Annotated in this window: 19 protein-coding genes; 7 read left to right on the forward strand and 12 right to left on the reverse strand. The window is 71.5% G+C overall.

Translation table 11 applies throughout. The features are described from left to right. Nucleotides 1-20: 20 nt before the first annotated feature. The 10 genes from ACFWFZ_RS09630 to ACFWFZ_RS09675 form a co-directional block, all read right to left on the reverse strand. Nucleotides 21-770, reverse strand: a complete 750-nt coding sequence (locus ACFWFZ_RS09630; protein WP_387119076.1) for an immunity 49 family protein — start codon at nt 768-770, stop codon at nt 21-23. A gap of 110 nt (nt 771-880) precedes the next feature. Beyond that, nucleotides 881-3,730, reverse strand: coding sequence for a hypothetical protein (locus ACFWFZ_RS09635; protein ID WP_387119079.1), 2,850 nt, complete (start codon nt 3,728-3,730; stop codon nt 881-883). Further along, complete coding sequence (locus tag ACFWFZ_RS09640; RefSeq protein WP_387119082.1) at nt 3,727-4,176, reverse strand: DUF6507 family protein; 450 nt, start codon at nt 4,174-4,176, stop codon at nt 3,727-3,729. The genes ACFWFZ_RS09635 and ACFWFZ_RS09640 overlap by 4 nt, the downstream gene beginning before the upstream one ends. Before the next feature lie 72 nt (nt 4,177-4,248). Next, nucleotides 4,249-4,563 carry a pore-forming ESAT-6 family protein gene (locus ACFWFZ_RS09645; RefSeq protein WP_356812858.1) on the reverse strand — a complete coding sequence of 105 codons (315 nt, stop codon included), beginning with the start codon at nt 4,561-4,563 and terminating at the stop codon, nt 4,249-4,251. Nucleotides 4,564-4,631: 68 nt separating this feature from the next. After that, nucleotides 4,632-4,964 (reverse strand): hypothetical protein, encoded by a 333-nt coding sequence (locus tag ACFWFZ_RS09650; protein WP_030763942.1) that lies wholly within the window; start codon nt 4,962-4,964, stop codon nt 4,632-4,634. A 130-nt stretch (nt 4,965-5,094) separates the two neighbouring features. After that, nucleotides 5,095-6,513 carry a DUF6177 family protein gene (locus ACFWFZ_RS09655; protein WP_387119086.1) on the reverse strand — a complete coding sequence of 473 codons (1,419 nt, stop codon included), beginning with the start codon at nt 6,511-6,513 and terminating at the stop codon, nt 5,095-5,097. A 16-nt stretch (nt 6,514-6,529) separates the two neighbouring features. Beyond that, entirely contained in the window at nt 6,530-10,504 is a 3,975-nt protein-coding gene (gene eccCa / locus ACFWFZ_RS09660; RefSeq protein ID WP_387119089.1) for a type VII secretion protein EccCa, read from the reverse strand. Nucleotides 10,505-10,506: 2 nt separating this feature from the next. Beyond that, a complete protein-coding gene (locus ACFWFZ_RS09665; RefSeq protein WP_387119233.1) occupies nt 10,507-11,406 on the reverse strand; it encodes a MinD/ParA family protein in 900 nt (299 codons plus the stop codon). A gap of 555 nt (nt 11,407-11,961) precedes the next feature. After that, complete coding sequence (eccD, locus tag ACFWFZ_RS09670; protein WP_387119092.1) at nt 11,962-13,317, reverse strand: type VII secretion integral membrane protein EccD; 1,356 nt, start codon at nt 13,315-13,317, stop codon at nt 11,962-11,964. Between the two features lie 109 nt (nt 13,318-13,426). Then, entirely contained in the window at nt 13,427-13,819 is a 393-nt protein-coding gene (locus ACFWFZ_RS09675) for a hypothetical protein (RefSeq protein ID WP_387119095.1), read from the reverse strand. Nucleotides 13,820-14,059: 240 nt separating this feature from the next. Here ACFWFZ_RS09675 and ACFWFZ_RS09680 point away from each other — a divergent pair, with 240 nt between their 5' ends. Next, on the forward strand, nt 14,060-14,575 hold the full coding sequence (locus ACFWFZ_RS09680; RefSeq protein WP_387119098.1) for a SigE family RNA polymerase sigma factor: 516 nt from the start codon (nt 14,060-14,062) through the stop codon (nt 14,573-14,575). A gap of 78 nt (nt 14,576-14,653) precedes the next feature. Further along, on the forward strand, nt 14,654-15,943 hold the full coding sequence (locus tag ACFWFZ_RS09685; RefSeq protein WP_387119100.1) for a hypothetical protein: 1,290 nt from the start codon (nt 14,654-14,656) through the stop codon (nt 15,941-15,943). 202 nt (nt 15,944-16,145) lie between these two features. Here the strand turns inward: ACFWFZ_RS09685 and ACFWFZ_RS09690 are convergent, their stop codons facing one another. After that, entirely contained in the window at nt 16,146-17,876 is a 1,731-nt protein-coding gene (locus ACFWFZ_RS09690; protein WP_387119103.1) for a bifunctional 3'-5' exonuclease/DNA polymerase, read from the reverse strand. 188 nt (nt 17,877-18,064) lie between these two features. Here ACFWFZ_RS09690 and ACFWFZ_RS09695 point away from each other — a divergent pair, with 188 nt between their 5' ends. Both ACFWFZ_RS09695 and ACFWFZ_RS09700 read left to right on the forward strand, forming a co-directional pair. Then, on the forward strand, nt 18,065-19,246 hold the full coding sequence (locus ACFWFZ_RS09695; RefSeq protein WP_387119105.1) for a DUF2786 domain-containing protein: 1,182 nt from the start codon (nt 18,065-18,067) through the stop codon (nt 19,244-19,246). A 190-nt stretch (nt 19,247-19,436) separates the two neighbouring features. Further along, entirely contained in the window at nt 19,437-19,682 is a 246-nt protein-coding gene (locus ACFWFZ_RS09700) for a DUF397 domain-containing protein (protein ID WP_030029825.1), read from the forward strand. 89 nt (nt 19,683-19,771) lie between these two features. Here the strand turns inward: ACFWFZ_RS09700 and ACFWFZ_RS09705 are convergent, their stop codons facing one another. After that, the gene (locus tag ACFWFZ_RS09705; protein ID WP_387119109.1) at nt 19,772-20,260 is read right to left on the reverse strand and encodes an ATP-binding protein; all 489 of its coding nucleotides are present in this window, start codon (nt 20,258-20,260) and stop codon (nt 19,772-19,774) included. A 361-nt stretch (nt 20,261-20,621) separates the two neighbouring features. On the opposite strand from ACFWFZ_RS09705, the gene ACFWFZ_RS09710 reads away from it, so the two are divergent. The 3 genes from ACFWFZ_RS09710 (at nt 20,622) to mrdA (ending at nt 25,190) form a co-directional block, all read left to right on the forward strand. Further along, complete coding sequence (locus tag ACFWFZ_RS09710) at nt 20,622-21,500, forward strand: helix-turn-helix domain-containing protein (protein WP_387119112.1); 879 nt, start codon at nt 20,622-20,624, stop codon at nt 21,498-21,500. Between the two features lie 89 nt (nt 21,501-21,589). After that, on the forward strand, nt 21,590-23,047 hold the full coding sequence (locus ACFWFZ_RS09715; protein WP_387119115.1) for an aldehyde dehydrogenase family protein: 1,458 nt from the start codon (nt 21,590-21,592) through the stop codon (nt 23,045-23,047). A 43-nt stretch (nt 23,048-23,090) separates the two neighbouring features. Next, on the forward strand, nt 23,091-25,190 hold the full coding sequence (gene mrdA / locus ACFWFZ_RS09720) for a penicillin-binding protein 2 (protein WP_387119118.1): 2,100 nt from the start codon (nt 23,091-23,093) through the stop codon (nt 25,188-25,190). Nucleotides 25,191-25,258: the final 68 nt, after the last annotated feature.

Genomic DNA, 25,258 nt, shown 5'->3' on the forward strand with positions numbered 1-25,258 from the left:
TGAACCCAAAGCGTTTCGGATCAATATGTGGGGAACTCGCCCAGCCAGCTCCGGTTCAGGAGCTGGAGCGGGAGGTACTCCGACACCACTTCGATGGGGAAGTCGCCGTCGTAGGCGAAACAGGCGATGGCCAGAGGGCCGATGGCCCAGAGGCCGGTGACATCGAAGTCGCGTTCCTCCTGGCTCCAGTATGTCTTGTGCAGTTCGAGCGCTTCGGCCAGGGCGGCGTTGAACCCGTCGTGGTCACGCTTGACGAACCGGTAGAAGAGATTGATCGGGGGATACGAGATCTGCTGCACCCAGTCCCGCGGGGCGATGCGGACGACGTCAGGGTGAGATTGCTGAAATGCCTGGGTCAGCTCCGCCACCATGTCGTTCTGCCGACGTGACCAGTACGCCTGAAGGGCCGCCACCCAGTGGTAGAGGTACTCGTCGTGAACCGCACCGGACGCGCGCAGGGTATCAACCGGCACTTCACACAATTCGGTCATGCGCTTCTGGTCGCGGCAAATAACGGCAAACCAGAAGGCGTCGAGCCAGTTCGGTGCGGTGGCGAAAGACCTGGGACCCATTGCGGGGAGCCGCCGGATCTCGTGGTGGATACGGCATTCCACGGTCCCTTCCGAAGTGCCCGTCACGCGGAACAGAGCCGAACCCACCTGCATCGCATTGACCACTGCTTCCCAGGTGTCGATTCCGGACCCGTCGGAATCCACAGCGGAACGGGCGGAAACGCTGAGGCGCACGGAATTCCACACGGCATCGATCATTCGAGGAGAACGCTCCAGGGATTCGATACCCTCGATCGCTGAAGCTGTCCTCCGCTCCGCGTAGCTCTCGTCTTCAGGCCCTACTGCACCGTGACGCGGAACAGTTACGGTCACTCGATCTCCCGAATGTCATACTTCTGTTTGGTGTAGCCAGTGTACGTCCCTGCGTTGTCCTGGCCCCTGACCACCACGTAGTCGACGCGCCCCTCGTCAAGCGCTGTACGGAGAGCCGAAGCGAGTGTTTCGTCGCTTTTGAATTCCGGCTTTCGACCCCTCTTCTCCATTTGATCCAGGATGTCGAGGAAATAGGTGCGGGAGCCTTGGGAATAGCGGGCGCCGTTGACGGTCCGCTCGCCCAGGGGGGTGTCGATATGACTCTTCGCCTCGATGACGATGTACCGGTCGCCCTGCTGCCATACCTGGTCGAATTGATCGCGCCCGTTCGCAGGTCCGTGCAGCGTGTGCTCGGTTGCATTGGGATAGGACTCGGGAATCATGTGCTCGCGTGCGATGGCCTCGCCGTACAGCTCGCTCGCCTTGGTTGCCTTGGCATGCGGATCCTTGTGCGCGGCCGCGGCCTTGTCGTGCGCAGCCTGCAGCTCCGGGTTGGTCGGGTCGTGCTTCAGATCTGCCCGAGCCTTGCCGTGGGCGTCATGGAACGGCTTGTCGGCGGCAATGGCGGCGTGACGTTCCTCGGCGAGGTCGTCGAGCTTGGCCTTGGCTTCCGGGGTGGCCTCTTTCGCGGCGCTCGCGATGGGTTCCGCATCAAGATAGTCGGGCTTCAACGGGGGCGCGAGAGCGGACTTCGCCACAAAGGTGCCATCGGGAAGTTTCACGAGCTGTGGAGGCACCAGCCTGGACTCGTCCGCGATGGTGGTGCGCAGGCGGTATCCATTGTCGCGGTAATAGGCGAGGCGGTATCCGGGCTCGTTGTTCACCCGCCAGACCTGGTGTTCCATGATGGCCTGGCGCTCGGCATCAGTGTATTTGCGCGGGTCGTCCTTGTACGGAGGTGTCTGGCTGGGGTCCGTGCTTCGCCCGGCCCCGTTCCCCTGCGTGGAAGCGCCGTCGGCCGGACCTGCCCCGTTGGCTGCTTCGTCACTCGCCCGAGCGGCGGCGTCGAGGTCGTCCAGGCCGGGAGTTCCAGGGAGGATGCCGTTGTCGGTCGAGGAGCTGCCGGGCAGGTCACGGCCGCCGCCGGTACCGGTTCCGTCGGTGTGGCCGCCTGTACCGCCGGTACCGGTTCCGTCGGTGTGGTGCGACGACGGGGTGTCCGGGCTGTTGCCGTTGCCGCCGCGCGGAGTGTTGTCCAGATTGTTCGTGGGCATGTGGTCGCCCGCGTGGCCGCCGGAGGTGGTGTCGGTGTTGCGGGGGCCGTTGTCCAGCGTGTGGAGCGGGTCGGAGATGTCGGAGCTGAGGTTGATGCCGTTGTCGCCGCCGCGGGCGCCGACGCCGGCGAGTTCGCGTTCCGGGACCCTGGCAGCGGCCGGGGTGTCGGTCTTCGGTGCTTCGGTGCGCGGCACGTCCGCGCCCGCGTCCGGTTGGCCCTTCGGGGCGTCCTTGACGGACTGGTCGAGGGTGCCGTCGGCCTTGAAGATGTTGCCGTCGGGGTCCATGAACTTCGGCGGGCCGTCGACGGGGAGTTTGACCGTGCCCGGAGGGAAGGTCGTGGTGCCCTCGGGGAGCTTGATGTTGCCGTCGGAGAGCTTGATCGCGCCGTCGGGGACGGCCGACCCCGGCGGGAGGTGGATCGCGCCGTCGGGGAGGTGGACGGCTCCCTCGGGCAGCGCCAGCGCGCCGTCCAGGTTGATGTCCGGGACCTCGAACTTGCCCATGCCCTTCAGGCCGGCCATGACGTCGCCGATCTTCGAGAAGCCCGCGCCCGCGCCCTTGAAGATGTACGTCATCGGGTCGATCGCGTGCCCGGCCTTGCCCGCGAAGGAGAGGGTCTTCGCGACCGCGCCCGCCTTGCCGGCGCCCGCGGCGGCGCCGCCCGCGCCGCCCGTGAAGATCGTGGTCACGACGTTGAAGGTGACCGCGCCCGCCGCGCGGGACGGGTTCGAGCCCCACTGGTCCCACGCCAGCAGCGCCTTGCCCGTCTCCTTCATCGCCGTACGCGAGTCCCGCAGCCACGACGGCAGCTTGTCGTCCGGCGCGGACAGGAACAACGCCCCGGCCCCGGGGATCGACATGATCGCCAGACCGGTACCCAGCTTGGCCAGACCCGTCCAGGACTGCTTGAAGACGTCCCAGCCCTGGAGCCCGACGAGGCCGCCGAGGCCCTTGAGGGTGCCCCAGACGCCGTCGACGATGACGCCCTTGCCGAACTCCCAGGCGTGCTCCCACACCTGCCACGCCGGGATGGACTCCTCCACCGCGTCGCCCCACGGCAGGGACTTGGACTGCTTCAGCGCTTCCGCGTCGTAGCCGTACATGTCCGGGGCGTTGGAGCCGTCGTTCACGCGCAGGGGCTTGCCGCCGACCAGTGCGACGATCTTCGCGTGGGCGGCCCGCTCCACTTCGTGGAACTCTTCCCACACCTCGGCGACCTTGTTGCGGCGCGCGAGGTTCTCGTCGATCAGATCGCCGTCCTCACGCCACTTGTCGTCCTTGTCCGTCTTCTCGCGGAACGCTTCCGCTTCCGCCCGCAGGCTCTCCAGCTTCTTGATGACGGGCGCGGCGTCGCGTGAGTACGTGCCCAGGGCGCCGGCGATGGTGCACATGTCGGAGCTGAGCTTCAGGCCGAGGTCCGAGACGGGTTTCGTCGTCGCGAAGAGCTGGTCGGCCTCCGGCGCCTGGTAGAAGGCCTGCAGGCCGCCGAAGCTGGTGTGGACGTCCGAGGCCTTCGTCGAGACCGTGGCCCCGCCGGACGAGATCAGCTTGACCTTTTCGTCCAGTACAGCCAGGTTGCCGGTGAAAACCGGTATCTCGGCAGGGTCGACCGGTGCGTTCCCGCTCACTTCTTGCCCCCGGGCTTCTCACGCAGGATGTCGAGGTTCACGGACTTCGCCGCGTCCTGGGCGGCCTTGGCCTGGTCCAGGTCGCCTTCCAGGTACTCGTTCGTGGCCTTGACCGCGCCGAGGATGCACGCCTCGATCCGCTCGGCCATCGACTTGAACTCCGGCTTGCGGGCCGTCAGGTACTCGCCGAGGGCGGCCGCGACCGGACCCAGCGCCTTCTGCGGCGCCACAAAAGCCGAACCCGGAGCCGGCCCCGCACCCGGAGCCAGCGGACCCTGCGCAGTCATCCCCGACTGCGAACCCGGAACAGCCGTCCCCGCGGCCTGGGCCGCCTCCGACATGGCTGTGAGCAGCGCGTTCAAGGCCTTCTCCAGCTCGCCGGCGTTCCCGCCGACGGTCTTCAACTGGCCCTGCACACCCTGCGGCTTGATGTCCCATGACGTCATGGACGATCCACCCCCGTGAACCCGGCTTCCCTACCGACCCGCTGACTTGCTGATCTGCTGAAACGATCCTGCTCAGCCGATGTTGTCGACCGCGGCCTTCGCGCGCTGCAGCGTCTGGCGCGCCGTCGCGTCGTTCTTCTCCAGCGTCGTGTTCAGCAGCTGGATGATGTTCTTGACCTCCTGCGAGGCGTTCTTCCAGCGCAGTTCCTTGGCGTGGTAGTCGTCCGCCACACCGTCCGCCGCGAAGTCCGACATCGCCGCCGCCACCTGCGCCTCACGCGCGGCGATCACCTGCTCCAGCTGCCCGATCACCGCCTTGATACCGCCCTGCACCTCCGTCGAGGCACCCACGTCGTACGCACGACGGTCCGTCCCACCTGCACCCATGACAGCCACACTCCCCGTTGAAGTCGAAGTCGAAGTTGGAGAAAGAAGAAGGCCCGGAGCCCGCCGGCCTAGCGGCCGCGGAAGCGGGCCGCGTCGAAGTTCGCCGAACCCTGCGTCTGCCGCGCGTTCTCGCCCTGCTCCTGGTCACCCGACCCGAACGCCTGCTCCATGCCCGACTGGCCGCCCAGGATCGCCGCCAGCGAGGCGTTCAGCTCCTTCGCGATACCGTCCGCACGCAGCTTGAACGAGTCGAACGCGACCTTGCCCTGCCCCTGGAACTTGCCCTCCAGCGGCTGCGCCGCGGCGACCAGCTGCTTGATCAGCGACCCCAGGTCGGTATTCGAGTTACGCGACCCCGACATCAGGTTCGTCAGAACCTGCGTCCCCATGTCGAACTTCATCCCACACTCCCCCGCACTCTCGAACGATCAGCAATCAGCCATCAGTGTGACCAGTTCTATCAACATACATCGCACCTGCAACCGGCAACGAGCCAGTTGTGACTCACCCATGACAAACCGCCAGGCATCTTCACGGTCCCTTCAGATGCCGCGTCAGCCGCTCGAACTCCGCCCACCCCGCCAGGTCCGACGGATCGCCCGGGAGCGGGTAGTAGTAGCCCGGGCGGGACTTGGGCCCCAGCCGCACCGGCGCCTCGGCCAGCGGCGTGTGCCGGGCCCGGTCGTCCGGCATGGCACGCACCTCCTCCGCACCCAGTACGAAGGCCAGCGGGACCCCCGGCCCCTCGAAGCGCGGCGGCACCAGCAGATCGCGCCGGGCTTTGCGGAGCTGTACGAGCATCGACTGGAGGCGGTGGCGGGTGACGAGGGCCTCCGCGACGCGCGGAAGGGCGTCCAGCGGCGGCTCCTCGCCGTCGCCGTAGCCGAGCGCCATCGTCACGGTCTCCTCGACACCCGCCTTCGTACGGCTGATCCGCACCGTGGCCAGTCCGGGCCGCTCCGGGCTGCCGACGACCACGAACCACGTCGGCTCGGGGGCCCGCGCGAACGCCACGTCCGTCAGCCGGCCGGGGGACCAGGGCAGGTTGGCGGGCTCGGCCGTGCCCCACCCGGCCGGAGGGGCGCCCGTCAGCTCCCGCCACACCGTCTCCAGAGCCCCGCCCAGGACCAGCCGTTCGTCCGCGGGGTGGATGGTGCGGAAGGTGAGGGCCAGCTGCCGCTGCGCCGTCTCCGCGACCTCCTGGTATGCCGCGGCGACCGGGGTGCGCGGGTCGTCCTCGGTGGCGTCCGGCGACACGAGCGTGGCGAACATACCCTCCTGCCAGCGCAGCACCGCGCCCGAGAGGCCGTCGTAGTAGCCGTCCCGCTGGTCCTGCACGACCCACCGCGAGGGCCAGTCCGGCATGTTCGCCAGTACCGCCGGGGACAGCACCGTCCCGGGCGGGGTGACGATCTGCAGGCCCCGCTCGGCCGCGGCCGCGGCCCGGAAGGCGTCGGAGAGCCATGCCGTCATCGCGACGACCGGGCGGTCCATGATGACCACGGCGACGTTGCGGGTCAGGACGTCGACGGCGGGCTGAGCCGCGGCGGGCGTCGGCGCCACGCTGATCCCGTCGCTCTCCACCACCGCCACCGACCGCGCTGCCTCGGCAGGCCATGCGCTCCCGGCGGCCAGCGAGGCCAGGCGGGCCGCGAAGGTGCCCGCGAGGCGTTCGGCCTCGGGTACGCCGGTGGTGGCGCGGGCCTCGGTCCACCAGTACGGGACCCGCGGCGGGGTGGCGCCGAGCAGCCGCTCCGCCTCCCCCTCCACCTGCACGAGCAGCGGGGCCTCGACCGAGACGAGCGGCCGCCCCTGCTCGTCGCAGAGCTGGATGACCGCCCCCTCGCCGGCGGTCTCCACCAGCTTGTCGGGGCCGCCGGAGAGCAGGCCCGCGAGCACCGTCCAGGGGGCGGGCATCTGCTGGGTCAGGGCGACGACGTCCTTGGTCATGTGGTCCTGCGGTCCTTCACTCGGGTGCGTACACGGTCTGGATCAGCCGGTTGGACTGGCCCCTGCGGACGAGGACGCCACGGCCGGCCGGCTGCTGGGAGGCGTACACCCCCGGGAACAGCTGGCCCTCGCTCCGGTCGCCCGCCATGACGACCGCCGAGGCCCCCGACTCGCGCAGGCCCTGCACGAGCGGCTCGTACATCCCGCGCGAAGCGCCCGCGACGCGGCGGGTCAGGACGAAGTGCAGGCCGATGTCCGCCGCCGACGGGATGTAGGGGACGAACGGGGCCAGCGGCGACTGCCCTGCGGTGGTCAGCACGTCGTAGTCGTCGACGAGGACCACGATCCGCGGCCCGCCGCCCCAGCTGCCGGGCTCCAGGTCCTCCAGCGGGGCGCTGTCGTCGGGCATCCGCCGCTCCAGCTCGGTGGCGATGCCCGCGGCCAGTCCGGCGCACATCTTGGCGTTGTAGGCATAGCCGCCGTTGAACTCCTCGGGGACCACGCCGCGCAGGCTGCGCCGCGGGTCCATGATCGCGAAGACCAGCTCGTCCTCGCCGTAGCGCTCGATCAGACCGCCGGCGACGGTCTTCAGCAGGTTCGTCTTGCCGCATTCGCTGTCGCCCATGACCAGCAGGTGCTGGTCGTGGTGGAACAGGTCGAGGAGTACGGGCGCCAGCGCGCTCTGGTCGAGACCGATCGGTACCCGCTTCGGCTCGGCGACCGGGCCCGGCAGCAGGTGCGGCTCCAGCACGTGCGGCAGTACCCGCACCGGCTGGGCGGCGTCGCCGCTCCAGGTGGCGCGGACGGTACGGGCCGTGCGCTCCAGGACGGAGCCCAGCTCCGAGGTGTCGGTGAGGCCGTCCGTGCGGGGCAGCGCCACCTGCGCGAACAGCTTGCCGTCGGTCAGGACGCGGCCCGGCTCGTCGGGTGCGAGGGTCTCGGCGAGCTTGCGCTCGATGCTGGACTCGCTGGGGTCGTTGAGGCGCAGCTCGACGCGGGTGCCGAAGTTCGACTGGACGGCGATGCGGACGTCGTTCCAGCGGAGCATGCCCGCGACGACGTGGATGCCGTAGCCGCCGCCGCGCTTGAGGATGTCGACGACGGCGTCGTCGAGCTCCTCGAAGTCGTCGCGCAGCGCGCCGAACCCGTCGATGACGAGGACGATCTCGGCGGAGGCCAGCTGCGGCAGCCGGCCGGCCGCGTGCAGGGTGCGCAGCTGCTCGACGGAGTCGATGCCGTGCTCGCGGAAGAGGTCCTCGCGCAGGGCGAGCATGGTGCGCACCTCTTCGACGGTGCGGGCCGCGCGCTCGCGGTCTGCGCGGCCCGCGATCCCGCCCACGTGCGGCAGACCGGACAGGGCCTGCAGACCCCCGCCGACCAGGTCGAGGCCGTAGACGCCGACCTCCTGCGGGGTGTGGGTCAGTGCGAGCGAGAGGACCAGGGTCCGCAGCAGGGTGGTCTTGCCGGACTGCGGGCCGCCGATGACGGCGGCGTGGCCGCCCGCGACCGTGAGGTCGAGGTACCAGCGGCCCTGCCACTGCTTCGTCGGGTCGTCGAGCAGGCCGAGCGGCACCACGAGCCGGTCGCGGCGCTTGGAGAGCTGCATTCCGCGCACGCCCACGTCGAGGGGGCCGGCGACGGAGTCCAGGGAGATCGCGTCGGGCAGCGGGGGCAGCCAGATGCGGCGCACCGGGCCGGCGGCGTGCTGCAGCTGCTCGACGATGACGCCCATCTCGGTGGGACCGGTCTCGCGCCGGCGCGCCGAGGGCTCCTGACCGCCCGTGCCCTCCGGCTCGGACAGGGAGTTGAAGGCCCCGTACTCCAGGGCGAGCGGGCCGCTGTCCTCGTCCTCGGCGCGCTGGACGGGGCCGCGGTAGGCGCCGGATACGTAGCTCGCCTTGAAGCGTTCGTAGTGGCTGGTGTCGACCTTGAGGTAGCCGAAACCGGGCAGCGGAGGCAGGTGGAAGGCGTCGGTGGTGTCCAGGACGGTGCGGGACTCGTCGGCGGAGAAGGTACGCAGGCCCAGCCGGTAGGAGAGGTAGGTGTCCAGGCCCTTGAGCTTGCCGCCCTCGATGCGCTGGCTGGACAGCAGCAGGTGGACGCCGATGGACCGGCCGATACGGCCGATGGACAGGAACAGGTCGATGAAGTCTGGCTTGGCGGTGAGGAGTTCGCCGAACTCGTCGATGACGACGAACAGGTGCGGGAGCGGGTCCAGGTCGGGCCGGCGGTCGGCGCGCAGCGCGGCGTAGTCACCGATGTCGGCGACGTTGCCGGCGTCCTTGAGGACCTGCTGGCGGCGCTTGACCTCGCCGGCCAGGGAGGCGTGGACGCGCTCGACGAGGCCGGCCTGGTTCTCCAGGTTGGTGATGACGCCGGCGACGTGCGGGAGGTCGGCGAACGGCGCGAAGGTCGCACCGCCCTTGTAGTCGACGAGGACCAGGGCGAGGTCCTCCGGCGGGTGCGTGGCCACCAGGGCGAGGACGAGGGTGCGCAGCAGCTCGGACTTACCCGAACCGGTCGCGCCGACGCACAGGCCGTGCGGGCCCATGCCCAGCTCGGAGGACTCCTTGAGGTCAAGCAGTACGGGCTCGCGGGCGTCGCTGACGCCGATGGGCACGCGCAGGAAGGCGCGTTCGCCGCGCGGGGCCCACAGGGTCGCCAGGTCCAGGCGGGCCACGTCGTCGATGCCGAGCAGGTCGGCGAAGTCGACGGGTCCGGACAGCGGGGCGTCGATGAGGGACTCGGCGGACAGGCGCAGCGGGGCGAGCATCCGGGCCAGGCCCTCGGCGAAGGGGATGCCGACCTCGTCGACGGTGCCGTGGGCGCTGATGGATTCGTCCTGGCGCAGGTCCTCGATGAGGACCTGGTCGCCGTCGACGGTGATGCGTACGCCGACGTGCCCGGGCTCCTGGATGCGCTGCTGAAGCAGGTGGAGGACGGTGACGCCCATCTCGCGCAGGCCGACCGCGTCGTCGGGGCGCGGCAGTTCGACCGCGTCCTCGCCGTGTCCGTCGGTCACGACGAGCAGCCGGGACGTCATGGACAGGGCGTCCTTGCCGGACAGTCCGCGGCGCACCTCGGCGGCGTAGGAGGCCCGGCGGCGCAGCTCGGGGCCGATCTGCCGGGCGAGCTGGTCCGCGGAGGGCGCGATGCGGCGGGCGGCGACGGGACCGTCGAGCTGCTCGGTGTCGAGGAGGTGCGGCATCCACTTGGCCCACTCCCAGTCGGGGAGCCGGTCGCCGGGCACGGCCAGCGCGATCGCCACGTCGTCGGGGGCGTGCAGGGCGGCGGCCTGGACGAGCAGGGCGCGGGCGACGCGCAGGCAGTCCTCGCGGGGGCCGATGACGCTGACGTTGCCGACGCGGTCGAGCGGCACGGTGAGCGGGAGTTCGGTGCCGTTGCGGAAGCGGGCGGTGAGCGCCGAGGCCTCGTTGAGCATGAAGCGGTCGGGCGGGGTGAGGACGGAGGAGCCCTGCTGGCCGATCTGGAGGTCGCGTACGGGCATCTCGCCGGTGCCGACGCGCACGCGCAGGAAGTCCCCGTCGGTGCGCCGGCGCTCCCACAGCCGGGCCGGGTCGCGGACGATGTCGTACAGGGCGTGCGGCGGCGGGTTGAGCACGTCGGCGTGCTCGCCGCGCTCGCGTTCCTCGGCGGAGAGCTCCTCGCGCAGGTCCTCCAGGTAGGCCAGGTAGGCCTCGCGCTGGGTACGGCGGGTGCGCTGGGCCTTGCCGCGCTGCGAGAAGACGAGCGCGACCGAGCCGACGATGGTGACGACGAGGATCAGCGCGCCGAGTGCGGCGAACTGGCTGTTGCGGACCACCGTCATCATCACGACGGACGACATGACGCCGGCCACGGGCAGCAGCGACATCGCGATGCTGCCCGCCTTCCCCTCGGGGAGGTTGGGCGGGGCCTCGATGGTGCGCGCCTCGGGGGGCGCCGGCGGCCTGACGGTCCGCGCCGGGCGGTGGATCAGTCGGGTACTCATCGTCAGTGGCGCTTCTGGGAGAGCTGGAAGACGTCCGCGGCGAGCCGGGCGGCGGTCTGCCGGGTCGAGTGGGCGAGCAGTTCGGTGCGGATGTGGCCGCCGTCCGCGAGGTGGCGGTCGTACGGCAGGACGTGGACGCTCGGCCCGGCCGCCTCCAGGGTGCGGACCGCGTCGGCGAGGTCGACCCCGGAGTGCGGCGCCTGCTCGGTGATCACGACGGAGGTGCTGGCCAGCATGTGCGGGGGCAGGCCCTGCATCCACTGGAGGACCGCGTAGGTGCTGCTGACGCCGTCCAGGGTGGCGGGGGTGGCCAGGACGCGGGCCTGGGAGGCGGAGAGGGCGACGCGGGCGACCTCGGCGGGGAGCGTCTCGCAGTCGACGACGGTCACGCCGAAGTAGCGGCGCAGGGCGACCATGGCCCGCTCGTAGGCGCGGGTGTCGAGCATCGCGCCGATCTGGCCCTGGCTGCCGGGCAGCAGCCAGGCGTTGTCGCGGAGCTGGACGAGGTAGCCGGTGATGTCGAGCAGCGACATCTGGGGCTCGACGATGTCGGCGACGTCGCCGGTGGTCCAGCGCAGGCTCTCGGCGCCGAGCCGGATCGGCAGCGAGCCGAGGGCCGGGTCGGCCTCGACGAAGAGGACGGGGTCCTGCCGGTAGTGCGCGTACGTGGTGCCGAGCAGGGCGGCGACCGTGGACTTGCCCGCGCCGCCGCGGATGGAGGTGACGGCGATCTGGCGGCCGGTGGTGACGGGCTGCTGGAGCACTTCGGCGGCGCGGGTGGCTTCGGCGACCTCGCGGGCCGCCGACGAGGAAACGGTTCTCCGCACGGCGCGCAGGGCGCGTGCGGTGAAGGGCTCGCCGTGCCGGGGCTTGCGGCCGGCCCCGGAGAGCTGCCGGTCCACGGCGGGCTTGGAGTCGGGGGTACGGGCCCGCTGCCCGTGGCCCGCGGCGGCGTACGCGGCCTGCGGGTGCGGCTGCTGGGGCTGCTGGGGCGGCGCCTGGGGGTGCGCGTACGGCTGGGCCTGCGGCGGGATGCCGCCCTGAGGGCCGGCCGCCGCCGGACCCTGCTGCGGGTATCCGTACGCGGGAGCCTGGGCGGGAGCGTGCCCACCGGGGCCGGCCGCCGGGGGCTGCTGCGGCGCGCCGGTGGCCTGCGGCCCGGTGGCCTGCGGCCCGGCGCCGTGGGGTCCGGCGGCCTGCGGCCCGGCGGCCTGGGGCCCGGTGCCGTGCTGCCCGGCGGCCTGGGGTCCGGTGCCGGAGACCTGGCGCGCTTGCGGATGCCCGTGCGCGGGGGCCGCGGCGCCCGGGGCGGGGGCCTGCGCGGCGGGACCCGCGGCCGGCTGCTGCTGTTGCCCCGCCTGGCCCTGGGCCGGAGGCTGCGCTGCGCCCTTGAGGTCGCGCAGGACGTCGCCCTGCCAGTTCTCTGCGTTCGGCATGTCTGCCCCTGCCCCTCTTCCTCAGAACTTGTTGAGCAGTTGCCCGTACACGCCGAACACCCCGACGGCGAGCGGGAAGAGCCCCACCATGCCCACCGATTCGACGAGGTCGGCCGTGCGCCGCAGTCGGACCTGCACGTGGTCCGGCGGCTGCACCGCGAGGACGAGCAGCGGCAGCAGCGCGGCCACGACCAGCACGGCGAGCGGGCCGGCGCCCCCGTCGTGCCCGGTCCACAGCACCACCAGGCGTACGACGAGCACGGCCGCGGCGGCGATCAGCGCGACGACCTCGGCCATCAGCGGGAAGGCGCGCGCCCTGGACAGCAGCACGACGGCGACGAGCGACGGCAGCGCGACCGTCCACACGGAGGGCTTCTCGGCGAGCGTCAGCAGCCAGCCGGCGGCCGCCGCGGAGATCGCGGTGACGATCGTGGCGAGGGCGAGCCCGCGGTGCGTGGCGGCGAGGGCGTTTCCCACCTCGTGGCGGCTGACGGAGGCGCCGCCGGAGCGGCGGTCGTCGAGGGCCGTGAGCCCGGAGGCCATCAGGGCGAGCCGCGGCAGCAGGCCGAGCAGCACCACGGAGACGAGGGCCATGACCGCGCCGAGCCGGGCCGGGTCGTCCTGGACGGCGGCGACGGCCTCCCACAGGGCGGTGATCACGGCGGTGGCCACGGCCCCGAAGAGCCCGCCTCGGCCGAGCGGCGAGAAGTAGCCGAGCAGCGCCAGGGTCAGGACGAGCGCGCCGGCGACGGCGGCGAGCCGCGCGGTGCCCGGCCAGTCGTGGGCGTCCGCGGCGGTCCAGGCGGTGAGGACGCCCAGCCCGCCGGAGGCGAGCAGGAGCGCCGTCGCGAGGCCCCGGTTGCCCTGGCCGATCCGCGAGACGAGGGCGCCGGCCGCCATCAGGACGAGCGTGACGGCGGCCAGGCCGCCGGCGAGTGCTCCGAGGGCGAACTCGTGGCGGGCGAGCAGCGCGGCGGTCACCGTGAAGGCGACGGTCGCCACGCCCGCGCTGCCCCGCCGGGCGGCGGGACGCCAGCGCCAGGCCTGGAGGTCGAGGTCGTCCGAGACCAGGTCGGTGACATCGTGGACCACCGGGGCGGGCGGTGCGGAGTGGCTCCTGACCAGGCGCAGGACGGCGCCGTCGGCTATGCCGGCCGTCGCGAGCGTGCTGTCGTGCGGCAGCGCGGAACCGTCCGGTGCGATCAGCTGACGGGTCAGCGGCCGGGACGCGGCCCGGTCGTCGAGCAGCTGGAGTATGTCCGGGAGCAGTTGGCCGATCGGGGTGTCGGACGGCAGGACCATGTCGGCACGGCGCCGCTCGCCGATCAGGGTCACCCGGCTGAGTTGCGCCCGGGAAGTCGTTGCTGTGCTCACCACTTGCGGGAACCTATCATCGCGGGTTTGCGACCTTTCGGGGCCAAGGGGGACATGGCGCCGCCGCCGGACCGTGAACTCTCCCGGATCTGCACGCCTGATGCTTCTTCCTCTACGACTGCGCCGGCTCGGGCGACCCGGCCGGGTGCGAGGGCGTCGGCTGTGACGTCTTCTTCGGTGGCTTCGGGGACTTCGACGCGGACGGGCTCGCCGCAGCGGACGGCGGCTGCGATGTCGCGGGCTGCCCGTACGGCTGCAGCCGGCCCTGCTGCTGTTGCTGCTTCTGCTGCTCGGCCTTCTGCTTCGCGAGGGTGTGCTGGACGAAGGACCAGCCGACGCAACCCGCGCACAGGACGGCCGCGATGGCGATGCCCGCGAACAGCTTGCCGAGCCGCTCGTCCGCCGTGCGCCGCGCCCGCTGGGCACCGAAGAGCAGGGCGTCCCTCATCCTGCGGCGGCGTACCGCCACCGACTCCAGAAGCTGGCTGTCGTAGTCACGTGCCATCTGTCGTCCGTCGCCCCAGTCCCGGTTCGTCGAGCGCTTCCACCGCTCCAGGGCGCGGCTCCTGAGTGTGCGCCATGCCGAGCCCCCGTGTTTTGCCTCTGCAACATAGAGCATGTGTGCGGTTCGAGCACATCCGGACCACGCCCCTTTCGCGGCCTGTCCGGTGTGGCTTCGGCCGAAGTGAAACATTCCCGCAGGGCTGTCGCGTCAATGGAGTGAGACGGACGCGAGGGGGAGTGGATGCGACAGGGTCGCAGGGACGGGTTCCGTGAATTCGCGGCGGGCCGGTCGGGGCACCTGTACCGATCGGCCTGTCTGCTGGCGAGCGGGGACACCCATCTCGCGGAGGACCTGGTGCAGGAGACCCTGGGCCGGATGTACCTGCACTGGGGCCGGATCGCCCGCGTGGACAATCCGGCGGCGTACGCGCAGACGGTGCTGGTACGGGCCTACCTGACGCACCGGCGCCGCCGGTCGGCGGGGGAGCGCCCGGCGGGGCGCTTCCCCGACACCGGAGCGGTGGCGGCGGGCGGCGGCGATCCGGCGCTGCGGATGACCCTGCTGGAGGCGCTGGGGCGGCTGGCGCCCAAGGACCGGGCGGTGCTGGTGCTGCGCTACTGGGAGGACCGCAGCGTCGAGGAGACCGCCGACGCCATGAACGTCAGCTCGGCGGCGGTGCGTACGCGCACCTCCCGGGCGCTGGCCCGGCTGCGGGCGGAGCTGGGCGGCAGCCTCGGCGCCTTCGCGGAGCTCTGAAGGACCCGAAAGGCGCCGGACCCCTGCACCTCCCGGCATCGCCCACCCCCACCCTTTGAACGGAAGGTCTAGTTCCTCATGCCCTTTGAAGATGATCTCGGTGCGGCCCTCCGGCAGGCGGGGGACGGCTTCACGGTCGACCGGCATGCCCTGGTGAACGCCGGCGAGGAGCGCGGCCGGCGCCTGGTGGCGCGCCGCCGGGCCGCTGTGGTCGGCGGATCCGTGCTGGCCCTGGCCCTGATCGCGACGGCCGGCGCCTACACCAGCGGCCTCCTCGACGGCGCGGGCGGCGCGGACGGCGTCACCGTCGCCGCGGCGCCGACGCCGACGCCGGGCGGCGGTTCGGGCACCGACGGCGCGCCCGACTCCGGGGCCGCGAGCCCGCGGGTGGGCAGCGGCGCGGTCAGTGCGGAGCGGATGACGGACGCTCTGGAGAAGGCTCTGGCCCGGGAGGGCGGGAAGCTGACCGCCACGTCGGCGCGCGGCACCGAGAGCGAGGGCGGAGCGGCGGCCTCCGGCGTGTACGACGACGGGAAGGGGAAGGCGGCCGTCAGCGTCAGCCTCTCCCGCGTGGACCCCCAAGGCAGTCAGGCCCGCCAGCTCACCGAGTGCGGGGACAAGAACCTCCAGGGCTACGACGACTGCCGGACCGAGCAACTGCCGGACGGGTCGAAGCTGCTGATCCACAAGGGGTACGAGTACCCCGACCGCCGGGTGGACACCAAGTGCTGGCGGGCCGTGCTCGTGACCCCTGCGGGCTTCCTGGTCGAGGCTTCCGAATGGAATGCCCCCGCGGAGAAGGACGCGGCCGTCACGCGCCCCGAACCACCTTTGGGCAGTGCACAGTTGAAGACCCTGGTCACCTCCCCGGTCTGGTTCCCCGCGCTGAACGACCTGCCGGCCGCCGCGCCGGAGCCGGGGTCGCGGGACGCCGGGTCGGGTGTGGTGTTGAAGGACCGGAGCGCCGCCGACGCCCTGGAGTCGCTGCTGGCCCCCCTCGGGATCCCGATCGCCTCCCGGGGCGGGGAAGGCTCGTACGGATACGCCGTGCTCGACGACGGCAAGGGCCTGTCCCTGGTCCAGCTCAACGTCTCCAAGGGCGAGAGCACCTCGGGCTTCACGGGCCCCGACGTCACCACCGAGTCCGACGGTACGAAGGTCAGGATCACGCAGGGTCCCGCTGAGAAGGGCAAGGGTGTGGTCCAGTGGACCGTGGACACCCTGCGCAAGAACGGCCTGCGGGTGACGGTCTCCGGCTTCAACACCGCCAACCAGAACGGCGCCGCCACCCGCCGGACGCCCGCGGTCACGCTGGAGCAGCTGAAGGAGATCGCGCTTGTGCCGGGCTGGAACCGGGACCGGAACTAGGCCCTGTCTGGAGTTCCCCCGCGGCGTTGCGGCGGAACTCCAGACAGGACCTGAGCGGTTCTGGGGAAGCAGGGTGCGTTTCCGCGTCGTTCGGTGCGTGCTCTCGGCGTGCCGGCGCAAGGCCCTCGTACGATGCACGGCACCGGACGCCGCGAGCTGATCCGCCCTGATCCACAAGACACGACCTGGGCTCGTACGAGCCCTACTTGGCGTCGGCGTAGCACTCGACGACCGCCGTCGTGAACGGGAACCGGACCGGGGTGTCGCCGAAGGCGATCCGGCCGGCCCGGTCGCCGGCGGCGCGGATCGCCTCCACGACGGCCTCGGCCTCCTCGGCCGGGCAGTGCACCATCACCTCGTCGTGCTGGAAGAACACCAGTTCCGCGCGCATCCCGGCGGTCGCCTGCCGCAGCGCCGCGAGCATCAGCAGGGCCCAGTCGGCGGCGCTGCCCTGGACGACGAAGTTGCGGGTGAACCGGCCGCGGGCCCGGGTGTTGGCGGAGGCGTAGCTCGGGGTCCAGCCGTCCTCCCGGTCCCGGGTGGTCCCGGCCTCGCCCTCGGGCTCGCCCGCGCCGGGATCCACGCCCCCGTCGCCGGCCTCGTAGCCCTCGCCGGAGCCGGCGGGCGGCGGGCAGGTGCGGCCGAGCCAGGTGCGTACGAGCCGGCCCTCCTCCCCGGCCTTCGCCGCGTCGTCCACGTACGCCACGGCCCGGGGGAAGCGGCGGCGCAGCGCGGCCAGGTTCTTCAGGCCGTCCCCGGAGGTCTGCCCGTAGACGGCGCCGAGGACGGCGATCTTGGCCTTGTCGCGGTCGCCGGAGAAGCCCTGGCGGGAGACGGCGGTGTAGAGGTCCTCGGGCCGGCCGGCCACCTCCATGAAGGCGGGGTCGCGGGAGATCGCGGCGAGCACGCGCGGTTCCATCTGGTCGGCGTCGGCGACGACGAGCCGCCAGCCCGGGTCGGCGACGACGGCCCGGCGGATCACCTTCGGGATCTGCAGGGCTCCGCCGCCGTTGGTGACCCAGCGGCCGGTGAGCGTGCCGCCGGGGATGAACTCCGGGCGGAAGCGGCCTGCGTGGACCCAGTCGCCGAGCCAGCTCCAGCCGTGGGCGGTGTAGATGCGGTACAGCTTCTTGTACTCGACCAACGGCTCGACGGCGGGGTGGTCCAGCTCCTGGATCTCCCAGCGGCGGGTGGACTTCAGCTTGATCCCGTCCTTGGCGAAGGCTCTGATCACCTCCGCGGGCAGGTCGGGGCGTACGCGCCGGCCGAAGGCCGCCGAGACCCGGTCCGCCAGCTCGGCGAGGCGCCGGGGCTCCCCGCCGCCCGCGTACCGCTCGCCGAGCAGCTCGGTCAGCAGGGCGCGGTGCACGTCGGCCCGCCAGGGCAGGCCGGCCCGGTTCATCTCGGCCGCGACGAGGAAGGCCGCGGACTCGGCGGCGACGAGCAGCCGCATCCGGTCGGGGTGCGCGGTCGTGCCGAGCCGCCCCACCTGGTCGGCGTGGACGGCGAGCAGGGCGTCCAGGGAGAGCGGGGCGGGCCGCGGGTCGAAGAGGGAGTCCTGGGCGCGCGGGTCGGCCGCGCGCTGCCGCGGGTCGGGCGGTACGGGGGCGTTGTTCAGCCGCGCCCAGGCGGCGGCGGCCGAGCGGGGCTCGCCGGAGCGGCCCTCGTGGCCGAGGAGCAGCAGCTCGGCGTCCTCGATGTCGTGGCACCGCTCGACGCGGACGCCGGCCGCGAGCAGGCGCGGGTACACGGCGGCGGTGGACCGCCAGACCCAGCGGGTGCCGGGCGGGGCGCAGCGGATCGCCTCGGCGGGATCGCGGACACGGAGCGGGGCCGCGTCCGCCCGGACTCCGTCGGCGGGGGGTACGGGTGCGGCGTGCCACCACCCGTCGCCGTCCTCGGCGAGGGCCCACCGGGGAGTGCGGTCGCTCATGGGTGCGAGTGTCCCACCGGGGTCCGACAGCGGCCGGTCGGCCGCCGTCGCCCGGGCGCGGCGCCCTGCGCTGCGAGCGCCGGCGGGGCGGAGCCCGCCCCCCCGCCCCCCGCGCTCCGCGGCGGTCGCGGCGTCGAGGCCGCCCGCGGGGAGGGGGAGGCGAAGGCGGGCATGCCAAGCTGAGAGGTGTGAGAGACCTTGCCGAGACCGTCGACCGAGCCTTCGCCGCAGCCCTCTACGCCCAGGACGACGCCGGGCTGGACACCGGGGCCTCGCTGCTCGCCGCCGATTCCGGGCGCTGGTCAGGGGTGGGCAGGGAGCTGCTGGCGCGCGGGGAGGCGTGCGTACGGCAGGGCTGGGAGCGGGGCTGGCAGCCGGCCGACGTGCTGCGGCTGGTCCGCCGCGACCTCGACGAGCGGCACCTGCGGATCACCGGGGACCTGATCGCCGCCGAAGGGCGCCGCTACGCCCGGCTCCCGGAGCGCTGGACCACCGCCGAGGTGTGGTGGAAGAGCGACGAGGAGTACGCCGACGGGCTCGCGCAGCGGGAGCGGGCCGACCGGTTCACGCTGGCCACCGCCTTCCTGGAGGTGCTGCGGCTGCTGATCCGGCTGCCCTCCGTAGAGCCCGTGGGTCCGCTGCCCGGAGACCCGGTCGACGCCCTCGCGGAGCACGCCCACATCGAGCCGCGCATGCTGGGCCGCATCCGGGCCCTGCTCGCCAAGGCCGAGGCGACCACCTACCCGGAGGAGGCCGAGGCGCTGAGTGCCAAGGCCCAGGAGCTGATGGCCCGGCACACCGTGGACGAGGCCCTGCTGGCCGCGCGCGGGGTCGGCCCTGCGCAGGTGCCGGCGGCCTGCCGGATCGGTGTCGAGCCCCCGTACGAGGAGGCGAAGGCGGTCCTGCTCGACGCGGTGGCCACCGCCAACCGCTGCCGGGCGGTGTGGAACAGCGCCTTCGAGTTCTCCACGGTGGTCGGCTTCGAGAGCGACCTTGAGGCGGTGGAGCTGCTCCACACCTCGCTCCTCGTACAGGGGACGGCCGCGATGACCCGCGCGGAGGCCGCCCAGCGGTCGGGCGGACGCAAGCGGACCAAAGCCTTCCGTCAGTCGTTCCTGCTGGCCTACGCCAGCCGGCTCGGCCACCGGCTCGCCGAGACCGCCGAGCACGCGGCGACGGAGGCCCCGGACAACCTGCCCGCCCTGGTGGCGCGCGACGTGGCGGTCACCTCCCGGGCCGAGGAGATGTTCCCCCGGACCACCACCACCCGGCTGCGCGGCGCCACCGACCACGCGGGCTGGGAGGACGGCACGGCGGCCGCCGACCGGGCCCACATGGGCGGCCGCCGCCCGAGGCTCCCCAAGTCCTAGGTAGGAGCAGCTGCCAGGTCCTGTCGGGCTGGACGGCGTTGCGGAACAAGGGCGTTCCCCCTCCGGCCCCGGGGCGGACCTGTCTGTGATCACCGGAACACCCCGCGTGCACGTGCATCTGCGCATGCAGCAGCCCATGAACACAGCTATGATCCGGTGGAGTTGACATCTGCACTATCGGGGGCTTCCTGTGGACCACGCGTACAACGGGATGGCAGCTGCAGAACTCGCTTCCTTGTTTGAGCTGACGTGGCAGAAGAGCAGACACAGCAACTCTCAGGGTTCCTGTGTGGAATTCGCGAAGCTGCCCGGAGGCGAGGTCGCCATGCGCAACTCGCGCTTCCCGGACGGTCCGGCGCTCGTCTACACGCCGGCCGAGATAGAAGCCCTGCTCCTGGGCGTCAAGGACGGCGAGTTCGATCACTTGATCGGCTGACGGAACGGCGCACTCATCACGCCATGCACGTGCACTGGCCGGGACTGATCGCAGTGATCGGTCCCGGCCAGTCGTCGTGTACGGGTGGCTCAGTCGTGGAGCAGGAACAGCGCCCAGACCACCTTGCCGGTCAGCCGCCCCGCGAGCGGGTGCCAGCCCCAGCTGTCGCTGTACGAGTCCACCAGGAACAGCCCGCGCCCGGACTCCAGGTCGAAGTTCTCCTCGGTCCGCTCCGGCGAGAAGGCCCCGCCGGGCCGGTCCTCGCTGGGGTCGCGCACCGCGCACACCAGCCGGGTGCTCCACCGCATCAGGTGCAGCCGTACCGGCGGCTCCGGCTCGGCGTCCGGCCCCCGCGAATCCTCCGGCAGGGCATGCCGCAGCGCGTTGGTGACGAGCTCGGAGACGACCAGGCAGACATCGTCGAAGCGGTCGTCGAGGCCCCACTGGGACAGCGTCGAGCGGGTGAAGGTGCGGGCGCCCCGCACCGCGTCGAAGCGTGCGGGAAGGGCGCATGAGGCGGACCCGGAGACAGCCGTGGGGTCGACCGGGGGAAGCCCCTGCCGTAACGGCTCGAGCATGGTCGATCCATTCGTCCCCATGCGAGGCACTCCCGGGATTCGCGGGCGGAGCGGTCAACTCCGTCCAGAAAGAACTGCGGGGTGGGTCCCGCGCCGGCGCGAAGAGCACGCAGGTGCGCGGGGACCATGGTTCCGAATGCCCGGGCCGGATGCAAGGGCAGATGCACGTGCACGCGCCGGACCTGTCCGCTCACGTCATGGTTCTTGCTCATTTCTTCCTACGCAGACTTACGGACTTCTTCTCCCGCAGGCGGGATTCCGTTACAGAACGAGTACGGCCCGATGCGTTTTGGTGGCAGACTGCGGCCTCTGGGGTACGGGGGCCCCGAGACGCCGCGCACACCACGCGCACGCCAATGCGATGGGGAGGGCAGTACTAGTGACCGCAGAAGCAAGCGGTTCTGTGGTGCGCCGCATCCTCCTGGGCTCCCAGCTCAGGCGACTCCGAGAATCCCGCGGCATCACCCGTGAGGCGGCCGGCTACTCGATCCGCGCATCCGAATCGAAGATCAGCCGCTTGGAGTTGGGAAGGGTGAGCTTCAAGGCAAGGGACGTGGAGGACCTCCTCACGCTCTACGGAGTCACGGACAGCACCGAGCGCGAGTCCCTCCTGGGACTGGTCCGCGAGGCCAACGCGACCGGCTGGTGGCACAGTTACGGCGACGTGCTGCCGGGCTGGTTCCAGACCTACGTCGGGCTGGAGGGCGCCGCGTCGCTCATCCGCATCTATGAGGTGCAGTTCGTCCACGGCCTGCTGCAGACCGAGGCCTACGCCCACGCCGTCGTCAGCCGCGGCATGCCCGGCGCCTCCGCCGCCGAGATCGACCGCCGCGTCGCGCTGCGCCTGGAGCGGCAGAAGGTGCTCGTGTCCGAGAGCGCCCCCGTCTTCCACGCCGTCCTGGACGAGGCCGCGCTGCGCCGCCCGTACGGCGACCGCAACGTCATGCGCGGCCAGTTGGAGCACCTCATCGAGGTCTCGCAGCGGCCCAACGTGCAGCTCCAGGTGATGCCCTTCTCCTTCGGCGGGCACGCGGGCGAGAGCGGAGCCTTCACCCTGCTGCGCTTCCCCGAGTCCGACCTGCAGGACATCGTCTATCTGGAACAGCTCACCAGCGCCCTCTACCTGGACAAGGACGAGGAAGTGGGGCAGTACGGGCGGGCGATGGAGCGCCTCCAGGCCGACTGCCCCGACCCCGACCGGACCCGGGATCTTCTCCGCGGCCTACTCCAACTGTCTTGATCCGCACGTAGTATGACGTCTGATCAGTGCATGATGACCGATCGGTCTCCGGTGCAGCGCACGGGTGCGCGCTCGCAGTAAGGGATGGCATGTCCATATTCAGCGACCTCGCTCACCAGTACATCGACGGCGAATGGCTGGCCGGCAACGGTTCATGGGACATCATCGACGTCAACCCGTACAACGGGGAGAAGCTCGCGGCCATCACCGTGGCCACCGTCGAGCAGGTGGACCAGGCGTACCGCGGCGCCGAGCGCGCCCAGCGGGAATGGGCCGCCACCAGCCCGTACACCAGACGCGCGGTCCTGGAGCGCGCCCTGCGGATCACCGAGGAGCGCGAGAAGGAGATCGTCGAGGCGATGATCGACGAGCTCGGCGGGACCCGTCCCAAGGCCGAGTACGAGGTCCACCTCGCGATGGAGTTCATCCGCGAGTCGCTCCAGCTGGCCGTCCGGCCGGAAGGAAGGATCCTGCCCTCGCCGGTCGAGGGCAAGGAGAACCGGGTCCAGCGGCTGCCCGTCGGCGTCGTCACCGTGATCAGCCCCTTCAACTTCCCCTTCCTCGTCACGCTCAAGTCGGTCGCCCCGGCCCTGGCCCTGGGCAACGCGGTGGTCGTCAAGCCCAACCAGAACGCCCCGGTCGTCGGCGGCGGCGTGATCGCCAAGATCTTCGAGGACGCCGGGCTGCCCGCCGGCCTGCTGAGCGTCCTCGTCACCGACATCGCCGAGATAGGCGACGCGCTCCTGACGCACCCCGTCCCCAAGGTCATCTCCTTCGCGGGATCGGACCGGGTCGGCCGGCACGTCGGCGCGATCGCCGCCCGCCACTTCAAGCGCACGGTCCTGGAGCTCAGCGGCAACAGCGCGCTCGTCGTCCTCGACGACGCCGACCTCGACTACGCGGTGGACGCGGCCGTCTTCAGCCGCTTCGTCTACCAGGGCCAGGTCTGCATGGCCGCCAACCGGATCCTCGTGGACGCCTGTGTCGCCGAGGAGTTCACCGAGAAGTTCACCGCGCGCGTGCGCGCCCTGAAGACCGGCGACCCGCACGAGGCCGACACCCACATCGGCCCGCTGATCAACTCCTTCCAGGCCGACGCCCTGACCGCGCTCGTGGACCAGGCCGTTGAATCCGGTGCCCGGGCACTCGTACGGGGCTCTACGCGCGGCAACCTGGTCGAGCCGACGGTGCTCGCCGGGATCCCCGAGGACTCCCCGCTGCTGGGCCAGGAGATCTTCGGCCCCGTCGCGCTGCTGGTGGTCTTCGACGGCGAGGACGAGGCCGTACGGCTGGCCAACGCGACCCCGTACGGGCTCAGCGGCGCCGTGCACACCCGGGACGTGGAGCGGGGCGTGCGCTTCGCCCAGCGGATCGAGACGGGGATGATGCACGTCAACGACTCCACGATCGGGGACGAACCGCTGGCCGCGTTCGGCGGGGAGAAGGCCTCGGGCCTGGGCAGGCTGAACGGCGAGGCCACCGTCGAGGCGTTCACCACCCAGAAGTGGATCTCCGTCCAGCACGGGCGGACGGCGTTCCCGTTCTAGTTAGACTCGGCCGGGCGTAGGCAGCCGCCCGGGGGAGATCGAGTTGAGCAACATACCGGAGACCGGCCGGACCCCTCGGGTCCAGAACCGGCTCGTCGTCATCCAGGTCGTGGTCTTCTCCCTGCTGCTCACGCTGGGCGGACGGCTGTGGTACCTCCAGATCCGCAACGGCCAGGAGTACACCGACGAGGCGAAGAACAACCACGTCCAGCAGGTGGTCCAGCCGGCCGTGCGCGGCTCGATCCTCGACTCGCGCGGGGTCCCGCTCGCCGACAACGCCACCCACCTGGTGGTCTCCGCGAGCCGTACCGAGCTGCTGAAGATGAAGGACAAGGGCAAGTCCGTGCTGACCCGGCTCGCCGAGGTGCTGGGCACGGACCCGCAGGAGGTCGTCGACAAGGTCCGGCTCTGCGACTCCAAGACCAAGCAGCCCTGCTGGAACGGCTCGCCCTACCAGCCCATCCCGATCAGTGACGAGGCGACCACGGAGCAGGCCCTGCAGATCCGTGAGCACCCCGAGGACTTCCCCGGCATCACGGCCGAGGCGACCGCGCTGCGCCGCTACGCGGGCCCGGACGGGGCCAACACCTCCCAGGTGCTGGGCTACCTCTCGCCGGTCACCGACGAGGAGATCGCCAAGGCGAAGAAGACCGACTCCCCCTACCTGCGCTCCGACCAGGTGGGCCGCTCCGGTCTGGAGCGCACGTACGACAAGGATCTGCGCGGCAAGGCCGGTGTCACCCGCTACGAGGTGGACAACCTCGGCCGGGTCATCGGGCAGGGCGAGACAGACCCGGCGCGGCCCGGCTCGAACATCGTGACCTCGATCGACTCCCGCGTGCAGGCGGTCGCCGAGCGCGAGCTGAACAACGCGATGATCGACGCCCGCAAGGTCCACGACAGGAACACCGGCCGCAACTACGAGGCCGACTCGGGCGCGGTCGTGGTGATGGAGTCCAAGACGGGCCGGATCGTCGCGATGGCCTCGAACCCGACCTACGACCCCAACGCCTGGGTGGGCGGCATCTCCGCGAAGGACTACGCCTCCCTCACGGACAAGGAGTCCAACTACCCGCTGCTGAACCGCGCGATCCAGGGACAGGCCGCGCCGGGCTCCATCTTCAAGGTGGTCACCTCGACCGCCGCGGTCAACGCCGGCTACCCCTTCAACAACCGCTACCCCTGCCCCAGCTCGTACTCGGTGGGCAACCAGACCTTCACGAACTTCGAGTCGCAGGGCTACGGCGACATCACCATCGGCCGGGCCCTGGAGGTCTCCTGCGACACGGTCTACTACCTGATCGCGGACCAGGAGTGGAAGAAGGACGGCGGCATCAAGCCGAAGAAGGACCCGAAGGACTGGTTCTTCAAGACGGCCCACGAGTTCGGTCTGGGCAAGCGCACCGGCATCGACCTGCCCAACGAGGTGCCCGGCCGGGTCCCCGACCGCAAGTGGAAGCAGGACTTCTTCGACGCCAACAAGGACGCCTGGTGCCGGGACGGCAAGAAGAACGGCAGCTTCGCCGAGAAGATCGCCTACGAGAACTGCCGCCAGGGCAACCAGCTGCGCGAGGGTGACGCGATCAACTACTCGATCGGGCAGGGCGACACGCTCGTCACCCCGCTCCAGATGGCGTCCGTCTACGCGGCCATCGCCAACGGCGGCACCCTGCACCAGCCGAGTGTCGGCAAGGCGGTCGTCAGCGCCGACGGGACGTCGGTGAAGGAGATCGCCCCCAAGGAGACGGGCAAGCTCCCGATGGACGCCAAGACGCGCGACAACATCGACCGGGCCCTCGCCGGCGTGGCCACCGACGGCAGCGCCGCCTGGCGCTTCGGCGGCTGGCCGCAGAAGCAGATCCCGATGCACGCCAAGACCGGCACGGCCGAGGTCCAGGGCAAGCAGACCACCTCGTGGTTCGCCTCCTACACCGAGGATTACGCGATCGTCATGACGATCTCCCAGGGCGGCACCGGCTCCGGGGCCTCCGGGCCGGCCGTCCGCAAGATCTACGAGGCGATGTACGGGCTCGACCCGACCGGGAAGCAGGACCTCTCCAAGGCCCTGCTCCCGAAGCCCGCCACGGCGCTGCCCGCGATTCGGCCGGACGAGGAGAACACGTCGAACCCGGCCGGGGAATGAGGACAGGATCTGACCGCATCGCTCCGTAGCGTGTGGGTTGCCGGGGGAGAGGCCCCCGGCGACACCAC

This window comes from Streptomyces sp. NPDC060232 (genome assembly GCF_042726555.1).
In the GTDB taxonomy this organism is placed as follows: domain Bacteria; phylum Actinomycetota; class Actinomycetes; order Streptomycetales; family Streptomycetaceae; genus Streptomyces.